This is a genomic window from Allocoleopsis sp. (assembly GCF_036703385.1).
Classification (GTDB): domain Bacteria; phylum Cyanobacteriota; class Cyanobacteriia; order Cyanobacteriales; family Coleofasciculaceae; genus Allocoleopsis.
The window spans coordinates 1-15,458 of the sequence record NZ_DATNPA010000667.1 but is presented as its reverse complement, the minus strand read 5'-3'; the positions used below and the strand labels follow the sequence as shown (position 1 = coordinate 15,458).

Here is a 15,458-nt window from a genome sequence, read left to right as displayed (position 1 = left end):
TAATTCCTTTTCTTGGGATAAAGCTTCCTCAGTCTGCTGGCGGTTGGTGATATTGCGCACAAGAACGAAGTTATATTCCCCACCGTTGAATTCAAAGTAATTAACTGTAATCTCGACAGGAAAGCGTTGGTTATCTTTTCTCTGTTTAACAGCCTCAAAGGTAAAAGAACGACGTTGCTTGACCTCTTGCCAGTGTTCTGGCCAAGCTTCAGGAGGAAAGTCTGGCGTAACGTCTCCAACGCTCATCGAGAGTAGCTCTTGGCGGGAATATCCTAGGAGTTGGCAAGCGGCATCGTTGACGTAGATAAATCGTGCCTCTTGTTCCACTAAGCAAGCCATAATCGCGGATTGTTCCAAGGACAGATGCGTTAGCCACAAAAAATCCTCGATCCATTGGCGATCGCCTGTGTTAACTGGCAGCAATTCATTCGTCAGCTGCGGTGGTGCGAGTTGGGGTTTAACCGTAGTATCTTGCTGGACAGGCTTTGAGGCTGTCTCTACCTGTGTGTAGGCAGTAACGTCCTGAGATGAGCCAATAATTCGCGAAATTTGCCCATCAGCTGCAAAAATCGGCGACAACGTCGTCAGCAACGTGCGATGATCAGCTTCACTCTCAACAGACTCCTCGTAGCTAATGGGTTGGCGTTGCTCTAGACAACGGTTGTAGTTTCTAGAAAATCTGTCGGCTACCTCTGAGGGAAGAGCTTCGTGGGGCCATAATCCAGCTAAGGAATTGTTGGGTATCGACAGCAGCTTGTCATAAGCCGGGTTGGTCATGACAAATCGGAAGGTTGTGTTTTCTGTTGTGCTGTCGTCGAGCCCTTCGACCTCTATCACAAAAAGTCCAGTGGAGACGGTATCGAAGACATTTTGTAACAGTGTCTCTCTGTCTGACATCACTTCTAGGTGTTGGTCTAACATCACTTCCATCACTTCTAGGTGTTGGTCTAACAGTTGAAGCCGTTGATTAACCTTCTGGCCTTCTTAGATAGCTAAGGGATCGTGGAGGGAGCACGCCAGAGGGTACACTACAACACTAATTACTTTGAGGTTCTGTCGGCAGGGGTTTTCCAACTTGAGGTTCGGTACCCGCAAGGATACGCTGGATATTGCTGCGATGCCTGACGACGACATACAAGGCAGCCGCACTAGCAAACAGTTGGTAGGCAAGGGGTGCCGAGAGGAAAATCATTAGGATAGGAACTGCGATCGCTGCTGTAATTGAACCTAAGGAAACAATGCGAAACAGCGCCAACACCACAGCAAATACCCCTAAAGCTCCTAACCCTACGGGCCAAGACATGGCGAGTAAGACCCCTAAACCCGTAGCGACAGACTTACCTCCCGTGAATTTAATCCAGATTGATTTACTGTGACCCAGTACGGCGGCGAAGGCAGCACCCGCTACTAACCACGGTTGCCAGGTCAAAGAAATTACGGGGGTCTCAACCAGGGCGTAATAGCCATTAACGAGAGCGATCGCACCGACTCCTTTGAGGGCATCAATCAGTAAAACCAGCAGCGCTGGCCCTTTTCCCAAGGTTCTCAGAACATTGGTCGCCCCAGTAGAGCCGGAACCTTCGTCCCGAATATCAATCCCCTTCAGTAGTCGTCCTGCCAGGTAACCCGTAGGGAGCGACCCTAGCAGATAAGCCGCAATTAACAGTAGCCCACTCACAATCCACTCAAGCGCCATTGGCATTCTTCCTCAATTTAATTTTTCTCCTGACTCCTGACTTGGACACAACATTACACTCTAATACTGGTAGAGAGACATCTGTTGAGGATCGGGAGCAAAGGCCAACCAAAGAGGGAATTGCAGCATTGAAAGATTAATCTGGTCCTCTGTCTCATCAACGATAATCAGTGGCAGCTGTTTTTGAGCCAGCAACCGATCCGCTTTTTGTACCAAGGCGGGAGCCTCCTCAAACAAGGTAACACCCTGTTCCGGGCCAAAATCACTTCTAGAGATGCCCAAACAATCCTGCAATCCTCGACGCCATTCTCCCAGCCGTTCGGGGGTATTCGCAAGGATGAGAGTACGCTGGCGATTGCCGTAGATCGTGCGCAATACAGAAATGATCGCTGAGGCAATCAAAATATTTTGTAAGCGGCTGCCCATTGTTTTTAGGGCACCCCGGCCCCCTTGGGTAAAAAACCAATTTGAGACGCGTTCGGCGTGAATCGGTTCAAAGGTGCGACGTAGTTGCCAGGGGGGGCCATAGTAATCCGGCAGCGATCGGTATTGGTCAAGGATGTTACGAATCTGTTTGACTTGCTCTTGAAATCCCTGTTCAGCAAATTTAGGAGTTGGTGAAGCCTTTTCGGGTTGACGGGATTCTTCTCTAACGGGCTTTGCTAGTTCTGAGGGAGGGGATAGATCCAATTGCTCTGCGGCACTTGCTAAGTCTTGTAAACTTCCAACCAAATAATCTTTAAACCCTTGCACCCGAATCGCTAGATCTTGGGAGACACCTGCAAACGTGGTGCGCATTTCCGTCCGGATACGTTCGCGGCGGCGTTCCATCTGTTCAATCGAAATTTGCAGCGCTTGCTTACGTTGCTCTAGCTCCTCCACGCCCTCTTGCACCATTCGTTCCACAGCGGCTTGGGTTTTTGCCAACTGGTCGGAGAGAAGTTGAACCTGAGTTTCTTGTAAAGCCGCAATTTTCTGTCTCAACTCCTGTTCTTGACGCTTCAGATCAGCCACCGTTTGAGCTAAATTAGCAACGTCCTCTTTTGCTAGAGGTTGCCCTGGTGCAGATTGCGACCTCTGGTCTTCTACCTTGATTAATTCCGATGCTTTTTCGTACCGTCCCACTTCAGAGGAGCTAATGCGATCGTGCTGACGATCCCCATCATTTGATTGTTGTACTGCGACTTCATTTGTAGGGTTTTGTTCGTCCAAATGCTCCAACGCTTCAAAAGCTGGCTCTTTTACTGGCTCTTGTTTCTGAGTTTGTGCTTCGTCTGAATTCATTTAACAAGTAATACTTAACAACTTAATCACTCTTTCCTCAACAGGGATGAGTTCCACTGCCTCTCGTTTGGCTAAGCATAGCCAACAACTTAAAGCCTGGGACAGCGTTGTTCCAGGCAAGTTTTCAGCATCTTTGGGTCAAACAGAATAGGCAAAAAGTGGATGCTTTTGACTTCTTTGAAGTAAAACAAAATGGGCAGCGACGGCCAAAAAATTCGCCAGTTTTGCCACTCCTGATAAGGAAAACGTCGAATCATTGTTTCTGAGCGATAAATGTCCAACGCCGTTTCGGTAAATTGCAGACGGATGGTAACGGTCTGAAACAATAAAAAGAGCCCAAAAAGAGCGATCGCTAAACTCACCCAGATTTGTATGAGCAATATAGGTACGGCAGCTACGATTAATACCAAAGGGAGTGTGTAGCTGGGGGAGAGTTCAACCGTCTGGGTTGAGGTAGGAGAAGACGCAGCAGAAGTCACTTGGCTTCAGTCCCGTTATTATAAACGCCTTTAATATCCTTATATTCTAAAGCGTCTCTACCTCATGCCGATTCCTTTGACACTCCTCGGCCCAAAGGCATAAAGTTTTGGTAACGATTGATGAGTCGCAATTTTATGTCATATCTAGTTCTCTTTTTGTAGTAATGCGCGAAGGATGGGCTTTTGGGTCACTGTGTTAACCACCACCAATCACCGCGCTACCCGTCCCCTGAAACATGACCCAGGACAAGAAAAAGTTGGAAATAAAGATCGCCAGTAGCGCGGTAACGACCGCAGTGGTTGTCGATTGACCCACACCTTTTGCTCCGCCGGTTGTGGTTAATCCCCAACTACAACCAATGATGGCAATCAACGCCCCAAAAACCACTGCTTTTATGGCAGCACTAGCCAAATCCCAGACTTTCAGGAAACTACGCACGGAATCCAGAAACACATCCTGGGAAATACCATACAGACTGTCTGCAATTAGGACTCCTCCCGCCATACCAAGGATGATGGCAAGAATGGTCAAAATCGGCAGCATCAGGCAGCAAGCAATAACGCGAGGAATCACCAGATAATCAATCGGGTCAGTTTTGAGCATATAAAGCGCATCAATCTGCTCAGTCACTCGCATCGTGCCAATTTCCGCTGCAAACGCCGAACCCACTCGTCCTGCTAAAATTACCGCCGTCAGCACGGGGGCAAGTTCCCGGCTCAACGCCAACGCCAGAACTCCCCCGACGGCACTTGTGGCACCAAAGTTGATGAACTCTCGCGTTACCTGAATGGTAAACACTGCGCCGATAAAACCGGCAGTAATCATGGCGATCGTCAGTGAGGCTGGCCCCACTAATGCCATTTGTTCGAGGGTGTTACGACGATTGATCTTCCCCGCTAGGAGATGAAGCATTACTTGCCCACCCAAGAAAATCGCTTCCAGCAAGCGCCGAGTCCACAACCCTAAGCTGGAACTAGTAATCTCAGTCATTGTTATTAGTAGTCCATAAAGGGTTGCAGGTTGCAGGTTAACAGGTTGCAGGTTGAAAATGGGTTACAGGTTGCAGGTTAACAGGTTTCAGGTTAAATCCTTCAGCCTTCTAACCTCTAACTTTCAACATTCAACCTTCTAACTTTCAACATTCAACCTCCTAACCTTCAACCTTGTAACCCTATTTTCCACCATTGGATTCTACCCGGAACCGCTCCACTGAGGTTAAGAGGTCTCGCGCAACACCCACCAGGTTTTGCAGGGCACCAGACACCCGTTGGGCTTCCTGGGAGGTTTCTTGAGCGGTTAGTTCTACAGACTGCATCACTTGGGCGACAGCACGGGATGTTTCCGTTTGTTCTACGGTATCGGCGGCAATTGATCGCACCAAGGCGTCGATACGATTTGAAACCTGAACGATATCTTCCAGCGATCGCTTCGCTTGTTCTGCTCGTCTGGTACCGTCAATTACCTGCTGGGTACCTTCCTCCATTGCTGTCATGACTGAGCCTGTTTCGCTCTGGATTTGCAGCACGATTTGTTCAATTTCCTTCAACGCCTTCGCCGCGCGATCGGCTAGCTGTCGCACCTCATCGGCAACAATCGCAAAACCTCGACCCGCTTCCCCAGCTCTTGCTGCCTCAATACTGGCGTTGAGCGCCAGCAAATTCGTTCGGGAAGCAATCTGAGAAATCAGCGCCACAATCTTGGAAATTTCTTGAGATGATTCAGCCAATCTCTTGACTTTTCGGGTTGTTTCTGCTACTGTCTCTCGGATTTGTAAAATTCCTGCCACCGTGCGTTCCACCGCTTCGCCCCCTTTTACAGCAGTTTCCGAAGCCGTGCGTGCCACATCCTCCGCTTCTCGCGCACTCTCTGCCACCCGCTGAATGGAGTCGGTCATCACCTGCACGGAATTGAGGGTAACAGCCAGTTCTTCAGCTTGCCGTAGAGCATCTGAGGACAGACTTCGGGCAAACGACTCAGAATCCGCAGAACCCTTGTTCACCTGACGCGCCGCTTGGGAAACCTGTTGTACGATTTCCCGCAGGTTTTGAATGGTCAAGTTAAAGGAATCGGCGACTGCCCCTAAAACGTCAGCTGTCACTTCAGCTTGTACGGTTAGGTCACCGCGTGCAGCTCCTTCCACATCATCGAGCAACCGAATCACCTGACGTTGCAGGTCTTCTTTCGCCTGCTCTTGCTCTTCCGCCTTGCGCTGCGCTTCACTCATACTCGTCAGGATTACCCGCGACATCTGGTTGAAACTTGTCGCCAACTGACCAAATTCGTCCTCTGAGTAAACGGTAGCCGTAACACTCAGATTTCCTTGAGAAACGGCTTCAAACTGGGATTGCAGGTCGGTCGTCGCCCGTTTAATCTGTTTTTCCGTCACTCGACCGAGGAGCAAAGTCGTACCAAAACTGGCGGCTCCTGCGACCAAACTCATCGCCCAGCCAGTAGTCTTGAGCCGTGAAATCACCGCATCTTGATTGGGGCCGGGAGCCGTACTCGCCGCAATGTTACTGACAAGAGCCACTGCTATAGCTGAGACAGCCCCTGTGATCACGGCTGTCCACAACTGCTTGCGGTTGAGGGAAGCATTTTCAAAAAAAGCTAGCCAACCCTGCTCCACATTGACAATGGGTTCATTGTCGGTATCTTTGGTTTGGTTAAAGATGGGAATTTGTTCGGCGGGGTTATTGATGCTAAACATCTCATCTTCGCCACCGGATGACCGATAGCCCGGACGGGATGTCTCAATATCACCACCCTCATTTAACCCCAGTCCACCGGTCGCACCCAGTACTGCCCCACTGTTGCTCAAAATATCAAAATCAGCTTCGTCAGCCCCCTCCGCCGTCATGTCGTCTTGAACGCCAAGGGAGAAATCAGGGATTGAACCTAAATCATCGTCAAATACATCAAACTCATCGAGAAAACCCTCTCTAGCACTTTGACGGGGGTCAATTCCGGATAAGGTTTCCTCCTCAGCTTCAGTGACTTCGTCCATGACGAAAGTTTGATTGCCAAAGGCTTCGTCAAAGGTGTCAAAGTCGAAGTGGTCTGAAGAGTTGAACCCATTCTGGTCATAAGTCGAGTCAAAGGTCGGGTCATCCTGAGCCGATTCGCCTTCTGGTAACGAATCAGCAGAACTAGACCTGCGATCGCTCAAATATCCTAACTCGTCTCTATCGATAGCGAACGTATTCTCAAGCTCGCCCGACCCCATCAATAGCGTTTCGTCCTCAAAAACCGGGTAACCCGAGTTAAAGGGTTCATTGAAATCTTCTTCGCTGTAAGAAGACATTCCTCCCCCCATCTCCGACAAATCCGCATCAAATTGAGAAGGTAGAGCAAAGCCTTGAGCCATCTCTTCATCCGCCCCTGTCTCCTCAAAGTCTTCAGTCGGAGGAATGACAAACGTCATGCCTGTTTCATCGGCGTGAGACGTATCCGAGTACAACTCTTCTTGTGTATCCTCTACACCTGCACGGCCAAAAACGCTATCATCCAGGTCAAACTCACTGCTGCTGGTTCCAAAGGTCTCCAGTTCGTCACTGTCTTCCCCAAAATCAGCCGGAAAAGCAAACGGAGCATCACTGGCACTACGGTTGTCTTGGGTCGCTCCATAATCCTGCCCTGAACTGCCAAAAGGATTGTGAAAGGGCGAGTCCGACGTTGACCCAAAAGTCTCACTTCCCGTGTCATCAAAATCTAGGCTTCCCAGGTCAAAAGCACTGGGCTCATCTTCTTCAGCCCCCAAATGAGACCAGCCTTCAAAGTTCGGTGAGTCGCCCAGCTCGTCAGTTTCACCTATACTGCCATAACTAACCTCGAAATCATCTGATGACGTTGCGACTCCTCCTCCTGAGTCTGCTCCATTTGTCAACTGATTGGTATATTCCAGACCGTTATTTGCATATTCAATAAAATCTGGGTTCTCGGTTAAGTTGAGTACTGCCTCGTACTGTTCCCGTGCCGCCTCATACTGCTGTAGTCCGTAGCAGTAAATATGACCGAGTAATAGACGTACACTGGGGTTCTCGGGGAAATCCCCTACCAATCGGTCACATATGACGGCAGCCTCTTGGTAATTGCCCTGCATATAAGCCTTTTCGGCTTGTCCATATTCCTGTGCGAAATCCGTACCTGATGCCATTTGCCTCCTCCCTCTGCTCAATAGGAAAAAGGAAAAAGTAAAAGGCCAAGCCTTTCTCCTTTACGGAACTTTTTCCTTTTACTTAACTCACTTTCATGCTGCCCACCGTGCTGACCGTAGAATTGCCACCTGATCTAGAAGTCGCAAATATTGATTAGAGTCTTTGTCTAGCGCCCACTCACCTCGCAAAAAGGGTGCCATACTATCTGGAACATTCGTCGGCATTTGTAATTGTTCAAGATCCAGCCAGTCCATTTCTCCAATCCGGTCAATTGCCAACCCTAGCATGGTGTCTTGGTCTTCAACAGCAATGACGGGAATTTCCGGTCGGTCTGTATTCAAAATCATCGTATCCCCTAAAAACTGACCGAGATCGGAAACCCAAATCACTCGCCCCCGAATGTTAATCGTGCCCAATAGTAAGGGGGAAGCATTAGGAATAGCAGTAATCCTGTCTGGCGACTGAGAGATCACTTCTTTGATGCCAGTGGCAGGCAGGGCAAATTCATTACCCGAAGGAACAAAAAACCGCAGGTGTAGTTCACCTTCGGGGCTTTCTAGTTCCTGAAATTCTGGGGCTTGATCTTTCCCACTACCCGTTAAAAAGTCTGGATTACCAACCATTCTCTCGAATACCTATATACTTATCCTCTAAGCAACTGTTTAACCGTTCCAATCAACTCTGTTGGCTGGAAGGGCTTGGCAATGTAAGCGTCTGCCCCCTGCTTCATGCCCCAATAACGGTCAAATTCTTCGCCTTTTGAAGAACACATCACGACTGGTACGTTCTGAGTTTTGGGGTCGGCTTTGAGACGGCGGCAAACCTCGTACCCATTCATCCGAGGCATGACAATATCCAATACCACCACATCAGGGCTAGAGCGCTGAATTTGTTCCAATGCTTCTACACCATCACTGGCCACAGTGACCGTCAACCCACTTCCTTTGAGGAGGTCTGAGATCATCTGTCGTTGGGCGAGGCTGTCTTCTACAACCAGAACTGTACTCATAGCTCCCTACTTGACGAAAGGCGGTAACCGGAGTGAACGGGCATGAACCCCTGTACTTCAGGCTTTAGCCTGATAATGATTAAAGTATCCCTCATCATCCTTTAATCACTGAGTAACATCTTTATAAATTTAGGCTTGTTCCTTTGATTGTGACAGCTGCGCATGAAAATCGGGGGCGGCTTGGCGCGAGTTCATGCCGAAGCTGACTTCGTGATATCTGTCTCTTCTATCTCCTGATCTGACCTAACAGTGATGGAATTATCATCTTGACTCTTTTTGATATCAACCCAACCAATATATTTCTCCAATAGCATCAACAGTTCATTAGCGCCAAACGGTTTGGTCAGGTAATCTGTAGACCCTACCATTCGTGCTCTTACGCGGTCAATAAACCCATCTTTGCCGGTTAGCATAATTATGGGGGTTTGCCGAAAAGCCGTAGATTGTCGCAGCATTCCACAAATTTCGTAGCCATCCAGTTCAGGCATTGCGAGGTCACACAGGATTAGATCCGGTTTGAGTTGAAAGATGAGTGTCAGAGCCTGCACAGGCTCTCGAATCGCTGTGACTTCATAGCCCTTAGCTTGTAGGATATACTCTACGGTTTTCCCGATCGCCATGTCATCATCAATACAAACAACCCGAGGAACTTGGGGGACTGGTTTGAATTCTCCTTCTCCTCGATTCGGGGGTGTATCTTGAGCCGCTGCACTCACCAGTTGAACCCAACCCTTCCGTACATAAGGATAAATCGCCTTAGCAACGGTGAGAATGTCGCGATTGAGATAGCGAGAGAGTTGGCGTAGGGATGTTTTACCATCAGCCCACTGCCTTAGAGTTCTAAACGCGTTTTCTGGTAGGGCTGCATGTAACTGCACTGGATCTGTAATGATCGGGCACTGATTAGGAGACTGAATATGGGGATGAAATTGCTTCCACTCCTGCACCTGCTTCATAATCTTTGTGACTAGAGGGGCAATTTCTAGGGTGGTAAGTTGGGGAGCCAGCGCCGGACTCACTTCAAAGACAAAATATCCATTGTGTAAGCTGAGGAGGTCAAACAGAGTTTCGCGGATCATGCTTTGGATAATGCTTCGCCCTTGCGCTGGTGTCAGAATATGCTTTTCCAGCAGTGCCCACAGATAGCCGTATTCTGGAGCGTTTATCGAGTCAATGGACGGGAGTTCAAGATGATCCAGTGCTGTGTTGGCTTTATATCGACGCAAATAGTCGCGCAGACGGGATAAACTTCTCTCACTGCCTGAAGCATAGGCAATTTTACCGTTGAGGAAGAAGACGAACCAAAAAGGTCCTGCCCTTCTTCTTGGTTTGGTTTCCTGGTAAGGACGCCCAAAGGCGAAAGCTTTGCTACTGATATCGCCACCCGTGTTATTAATGGGGAAGCTGTACGCTTCAACCAACAGTTCACCTGTTCGCTGACCTAGCTCGATCAGTTGCAGGATGCTGCGGATATCAATTTCATTCAACGTTCCCTGCATTTAAGAAAGCGTACTCCTAAAAACCTTTGGATGAATGAGAACCTTGCTACCCGTCCTTTTGTCAAGGATGCCTATACACTGGTGCCAATCCGCGAAATTTTGACAATTTGGGTAGGGCAAGCCGCCACGGCTCAAGTTCAAGAGTGCGGCTATTTCTCAACCCCTGTATAAGAGAGAACGCTCTATGTAGATTGCATCTGTACGCCACATTGCTGCTTAGTAATGATTAAGATCGATTGTATTTTCATGCTGCTTCGCTCAGACACCCAGAAGGAGACTGTATCAAATGAAAGACCCGGTTGGTTGCTCTATCGAGTGAACGATGAGCAACCCAGGAGCGGTAAATCCAATTTTCTACCGCTACTTGTTTCCACAGCAATGCTAAACTTTAAATCTAACTTGGCGATCAAGCCAAGCGCCGATTACCAAGCACTCTAGTTTAGACACATAACCCCGAACTTTCTATATATTTAGTATAATTGAAGACTTGATGTTGCGGAGAACGCCCACTTCTGACTGCTGTTCCTGTTTACCGTTCCGACTGCTGGTCATTTTCAAAGGGTCGATCACAGTTAGAGAAAGATTGCTTATTCCCTGTCTAGGGTTTAAGGTGTCTTTCTTAACGGAGTGAGAACAGGTTAGGATGAACGCGATAGACTTGAAATAAGGGGAATAGCTTAGCGCAGGTTTAGCTAGGATCCCAGTGAGACCTGTGTTAAGATGCCCTGAAAACAAGGGTTGTAGCTAGGGGGTGACAGCAGGACAAGCTGGTTTCAGCAAAATAATAGTTATTCGTACCATTTTATAATTAATCGGAATAAATGCAAAATTCTGAAGAGAGAGTTACTCAGTTAAAAATGAAGATTCTTTCTTGTTTTGGCAATGTGGTCTTCTAATAACTGAGTTGAATGAAACTGATTGAACTAGAGATTAGATGTAGTTTAGTCAAAAATTGGGCACAACAGACGTAAAGAGGACCATCAGTGTGCTGTATCTAGCAGAAGTACAAAAGCAGAAAGGTGGCGGGATACTGGGCGGCGGCGGTAAGACCGCACTCAAACTGCTGGCTTGTCAGCGAACTGACCAGAGTTGGAGTGCTGTGCCTGGTGATGAAGTGATTCCTGCTGAAGACGCCAAAAACCTGAACGAAGGTGCCTTGGTCATCGTCAATCTGGGTGGGAATCGACAAATTCAGGGAGAGATTGAGCCAGCCGGATCGCGGCTAGCCAGGGATTTGCAAAATTTCTCGAAACAGCTGGAAAAGGCGAAAAGTCAAGAAGAAGAGATCGAGCAGTGGAAGCAGTCTTTGACATATCAAAGTCAAGAACTCAATCGCCGCGAGATGGAGATGGAAGCGCGGATTGAGCAGATGCAATCCATGGAGGAAGACTTTGAGCGGCTAGATCAGCAACGACAAGAGATTGACAGTGCCAAGGAGGAGGCATCACGGCTTAGAGAAGAGTTTGAGCGTAGCCGTCAGGAGCTGGAGGGAGCGTGGGAACACCTACGAGGTGAACAGCGACGCTTGGAGGAACAAGTGGCTCAGCATACACCTGGTTTAGATGAGAGCCAAGCCCTTGTGATTTCGGAATTGCTAGAGCAGTTATCGCAAGCCGTTGTACCAACAGACGCCGTGCGGGAACAACTGAATCTGGCATTTGAAGTCGTCAATGCTCAGCAGGCGGAGCTGGACAATAGGTGGCAGCAGATAGAGCAACAGACAACGGAAGCGTCTGCTCGACAAGCAGACGTTGAGCGCCAAGGTGAGGAATTCCAAAAGCGTAAGCAGGAGTTGCAGCAAGAGCAGAAGTCTTTGGAGGAGGCAAAAGCCGAGTTAAAGGCGCAGCAACATGCTCTAGAGATCAAGCAGGAGTCAGCACATATGCTGAGTCTCCAGCTACGAACCCAAGTTGAGTTACACCAACAAGTGGCTCGTTTGGCGGCAACATCAGCTGATGTGAAAATTGGTCAGCGGGTTGACCTCGAAGCGCTGGAACAGATGCCGTTAGGTGAACTCCAAGGAACTGTGCAGAATTTGCAGCAAGACTTGGAAAAGCTGGTGCGCTTTGTCAATGATCAGGAAGAAGAATTGACCTTCCAACGCGAAGCGGTTGAAGAATTGCAAGAGAAGATTAGGACGGCTAGTGAGTATGACCGCATTAGTTTGGAAACAGAGCTAGCAGAAGAGCAAGACCGCTACCAGATGTTGGATGAAACGCTCGTGGGTCAACGCCGAAATCTGCGAGAGCGAGAAGAAGTTCTCAATCAGCATCAGCGGGTATTGCGGCGTCGGCAGGGCATCTCTGAGAGCAACGCCTCAGATAATCAGAAAATTGACTTGGGTCCAGTGTTGAGTCAGCTAGAAGCACAACGACAACAACAGGAAGAAGACCTACAAAAACTAGAAAGCCAGATTGAGCAGATGCGCCGGAGCATCAGCCAAGCTGAGGACATGGTTCGTCATCAATCTGGCGACCAGGAGGCAAAGCAGCGTGAACTACAAAGCTTGGAGCAAAACTGGCAGTCTGGGATGGCAGCAGTGGCTAAACTTTGGGGTGAGGTTAATACTTACCAAGAGACGCTACAGCCGAGGCAAAATACTGTAAGTGAAATCCGACAAAAGCTAGAGGCGATCGCAGAAGCCCTCAATCAAATTCAGGAGACTGGTGACTATCAGCTACAGATGATCTCACAGTTACAGCAAACGATTAGTAGCTTAATACAGTCTCCAGAATTTGCAGCATCTTGAGGAGGTTGAAGGTTGACAGGTTAGCAAGTTGTCAAGATATCAGGTTACAGGTTACAAGTTATAACATTCAACATTCAACCTTCTAACCTTCAACCCTTTCGCCCTCCCGAAGAACAATCCAGTTGTCTTCAACAACCGCTGTTACTCCTGCGGGAAAGGACGAGGTTCGAGAGCGGTTAGGAGCGGTAATTAAGGCGGTCATTTCTTCGATTTGCTCAAAGCTAGGAGCTGCCTGTTGCATAGTGGAGAGAAACTGCCTCATAACGCGGCGTTGCAGAGCCAGGGATGCCTGCTGCAATACAAGACGGTTCAGTCTTGGAATAGTACTGTCAGAGGCGCTTGGCTCATCTTGTCCCTCTAGGTGGACGGGTACCATTGCTTGCTGCCGCAGCTGTTTGGCAGCCTCTTCGAGATAAGCCACATCTGCCCGGAGAAGTTCAGCCGTTTGGGCCAAAGCCGTCTCTACTTGGGGGTTGAAATGAGTTTGTAAGTAGGGTATTAGCTCCTGGCGGATGCGGTTACGGGCGTATTTGAGGTCTTGATTGTAGCTGTCTTCCCAAATCGGCAGGTGGTGTTTTTGACAGAATTGCAACGTCTCGACACGGGTTACTTCGAGGAGGGGACGCACCAGCTGTAGTCCAAACGAGAGGGGGCGTTTCCAAGTGAGCGCTTGCAAGCCATCAGCACCTGAACCTCGAATCAGATTGTAGAGGACGGTTTCGGCGCGATCGCTTTTGGTATGACCTGTAACAACGTTTTGATAGCCCTGTGTTTGAGCGATCTCGATCAAACTTTGATATCGCCATTGCCGCGCGGCTGCCTCGCTGGTAGCTATCTCAGCAGCGGTTTTCAGATAAAAAGGCAGCGACCCGTTTTGAGCCAGTTGTTGAACATGATCAGCCATACCCTGATCTTTGGGCCAACGGTGGTCGCAGTGAGCGATCGCAAGTTGCCATCGCCACTTAGGTTGTAAATCCAACAACAGTTGCGCTAAACAGACAGAATCTTGTCCACCGGATACTGCAATTAACACTCGTTGCTGCTGCGCCAACAATTGCCGTTGCCGCAGCGTTTGATGTAGCTTAGCATGAAGCTTCGTCCAGTTTGGACGGTTAGACATTTTTAAAACACTGAAGGATGAAGGATGAAGTGAAGAAATTTTTCATAATTCATCCTTTACGCTTCACATTTCTTTCCATACTTCACACTTGACAGGTTCACTGATTGTTTTGCCAGCTCGGCTGGTTTATGTCTTGCCAAACATCATCGAGTAGAGAATCAGTGCCATCGTCTTCTAAATCCTCACTGTTCAAGGAAATCTCTTCAAACTGAAACTCACCTTCCCCGCTCGCAGACGTTTCGCCGAAATCCAAGTTCTCGTCGCTGTCTAGAGACATTTCGCCGAAATCCAGCTCATCGTCATTGTCTGGAGACATTCCGCCTAAATCTAGGAACTCATCAGAGCTGGCTTGCGGTGACTCTACAAGTTCGAGTTCTTGTTCAATACTTTCGGAAATTTGATCGAATTCGTCATCTAGGCTTGATTGCATCGGGTCTGTTATCCCAAATTCGTCATCCAAGCTGGTTGACATCCCCTCCGCCACATCGAATTCGTCATCCAGGCTGGTTGACATCCCCTCTGCCATGCCGAATTCGTCGTCTAGGCTGGTTGACATCCCCTCTGCCATGCCGAATTCGTCATCTTCGTCATCCAGGCTGGTTGACATCCCCTCCGCCACATCGAATTCGTCATCCAGGCTGGATTGCATCTCCTGGGCCACATCGAATTCGTCATCCAGGCTGGTTGACATCGGGTCTACCATGCCGAATTCATCATCCAGGCTGGATTGCATACCCTCCGCCACATCGAATTCATCATAGGAGATGGTGGTTGAGACTTCTTGCACCATCTCTACATCAATGGTGTTCGGCTCTTCTTCCTCCCATGCCTGATTACTGGCTAATGATGTTTCCACATCGAACTCATCCTGCGTGCTGGTGAATGAGTCTTCCAGATCCAGTGCCGCCGCGCTAGCGGCTGATGCGTCTAGATCGAATTCATCCGGCATACTAACTGGTGATACATCGAAGTCTATCTCATCCGACATCTTGGCGGGTGATTCGGGTACAGCAAACTCATCGTCAAAGCTGGCGACTGACTGTTTACCGTACTCTTCAGAGTCTAGAGGGCAAAATTCCAAGTTGATTCTTACCTTGCCTTTTTGCCAGCCATTCGCCGTAAACCTCAAGACCTCACACGGGATGCCCTCTTCGCTAAACCAACCATCCTTTTCCTGAGTCCATCCCTGGATTCCATATTCAAGCTGTGTCTTGATGGCATCGGCTAATTCGCTAACTCTGAATGTGCGATGTCCGATCAGAATTTGAACAGATTCATCGACTGACAAAACTTCACCAGTAGCCAGTGGCTCAAACCGCTTATCCACGCCGTTTTTCCCCGATTAACTTTGTAGTTTTTTTTTGCAAGTAGTAGTCAGGCAAGGGTCAACAGCTGGCATCTTTAGGCGCAATCTGCCTCGCCCAAAAAAAACGCTGAACGCTCAGAAAAACCAGCCGTAGGAATGTA

General features: G+C 48.7%; 14 protein-coding genes. 3 read left to right on the top strand and 11 right to left on the bottom strand.

From position 1 onward, the window contains the following. From V6C93_RS31535 to V6C93_RS31495, 9 genes are all read right to left on the bottom strand, one after another. Positions 1-921, bottom strand: a 921-nt coding sequence (locus tag V6C93_RS31535) for a PAS domain S-box protein (RefSeq protein ID WP_333480631.1), incomplete at its 3' end; no start/stop codon positions are given. A 115-nt stretch (positions 922-1,036) separates the two neighbouring features. Beyond that, entirely contained in the window at positions 1,037-1,696 is a 660-nt protein-coding gene (gene plsY, locus V6C93_RS31530; protein WP_333480630.1) for a glycerol-3-phosphate 1-O-acyltransferase PlsY, read from the bottom strand. Positions 1,697-1,756: 60 nt separating this feature from the next. Continuing rightward, positions 1,757-2,980: a DUF3086 domain-containing protein gene (locus V6C93_RS31525; RefSeq protein WP_333480629.1), complete on the bottom strand. Its 1,224-nt coding sequence runs from the start codon at positions 2,978-2,980 to the stop codon at positions 1,757-1,759. A gap of 89 nt (positions 2,981-3,069) precedes the next feature. Continuing rightward, positions 3,070-3,459: a DUF3119 family protein gene (locus V6C93_RS31520; RefSeq protein WP_333480628.1), complete on the bottom strand. Its 390-nt coding sequence runs from the start codon at positions 3,457-3,459 to the stop codon at positions 3,070-3,072. Between the two features lie 196 nt (positions 3,460-3,655). Then, the gene (locus V6C93_RS31515) at positions 3,656-4,450 is read right to left on the bottom strand and encodes an MlaE family lipid ABC transporter permease subunit (protein ID WP_333480627.1); all 795 of its coding nucleotides are present in this window, start codon (positions 4,448-4,450) and stop codon (positions 3,656-3,658) included. 181 nt (positions 4,451-4,631) lie between these two features. Continuing rightward, complete coding sequence (locus V6C93_RS31510; RefSeq protein WP_333480626.1) at positions 4,632-7,613, bottom strand: methyl-accepting chemotaxis protein; 2,982 nt, start codon at positions 7,611-7,613, stop codon at positions 4,632-4,634. A gap of 93 nt (positions 7,614-7,706) precedes the next feature. Continuing rightward, on the bottom strand, positions 7,707-8,237 hold the full coding sequence (locus V6C93_RS31505) for a chemotaxis protein CheW (protein ID WP_333480625.1): 531 nt from the start codon (positions 8,235-8,237) through the stop codon (positions 7,707-7,709). Between the two features lie 20 nt (positions 8,238-8,257). After that, on the bottom strand, positions 8,258-8,623 hold the full coding sequence (locus V6C93_RS31500; protein ID WP_015185083.1) for a response regulator transcription factor: 366 nt from the start codon (positions 8,621-8,623) through the stop codon (positions 8,258-8,260). Positions 8,624-8,814: 191 nt separating this feature from the next. After that, positions 8,815-10,122, bottom strand: coding sequence for a response regulator (locus tag V6C93_RS31495; RefSeq protein WP_333480624.1), 1,308 nt, complete (start codon positions 10,120-10,122; stop codon positions 8,815-8,817). Positions 10,123-10,152: 30 nt separating this feature from the next. On the opposite strand from V6C93_RS31495, the gene V6C93_RS31490 reads away from it, so the two are divergent. The 3 genes from V6C93_RS31490 to hmpF all read left to right on the top strand — a co-directional run bounded on the left by V6C93_RS31490 (position 10,153) and on the right by hmpF (position 12,871). After that, positions 10,153-10,293: a hypothetical protein gene (locus V6C93_RS31490; protein ID WP_333480623.1), complete on the top strand. Its 141-nt coding sequence runs from the start codon at positions 10,153-10,155 to the stop codon at positions 10,291-10,293. A 51-nt stretch (positions 10,294-10,344) separates the two neighbouring features. Beyond that, positions 10,345-10,560 (top strand): hypothetical protein, encoded by a 216-nt coding sequence (locus V6C93_RS31485; protein ID WP_333480622.1) that lies wholly within the window; start codon positions 10,345-10,347, stop codon positions 10,558-10,560. 547 nt (positions 10,561-11,107) lie between these two features. Beyond that, positions 11,108-12,871 (top strand): pilus motility taxis protein HmpF, encoded by a 1,764-nt coding sequence (hmpF, locus tag V6C93_RS31480; protein ID WP_333480621.1) that lies wholly within the window; start codon positions 11,108-11,110, stop codon positions 12,869-12,871. 82 nt (positions 12,872-12,953) lie between these two features. Here hmpF and tilS read toward each other — a convergent pair whose 3' ends face one another. Beyond that, on the bottom strand, positions 12,954-13,991 hold the full coding sequence (tilS, locus tag V6C93_RS31475; RefSeq protein WP_333480620.1) for a tRNA lysidine(34) synthetase TilS: 1,038 nt from the start codon (positions 13,989-13,991) through the stop codon (positions 12,954-12,956). 97 nt (positions 13,992-14,088) lie between these two features. Beyond that, a complete protein-coding gene (locus V6C93_RS31470) occupies positions 14,089-15,318 on the bottom strand; it encodes a KGK domain-containing protein (RefSeq protein ID WP_333480619.1) in 1,230 nt (409 codons plus the stop codon). Between the last annotated feature and the right edge of the window lie 140 nt (positions 15,319-15,458).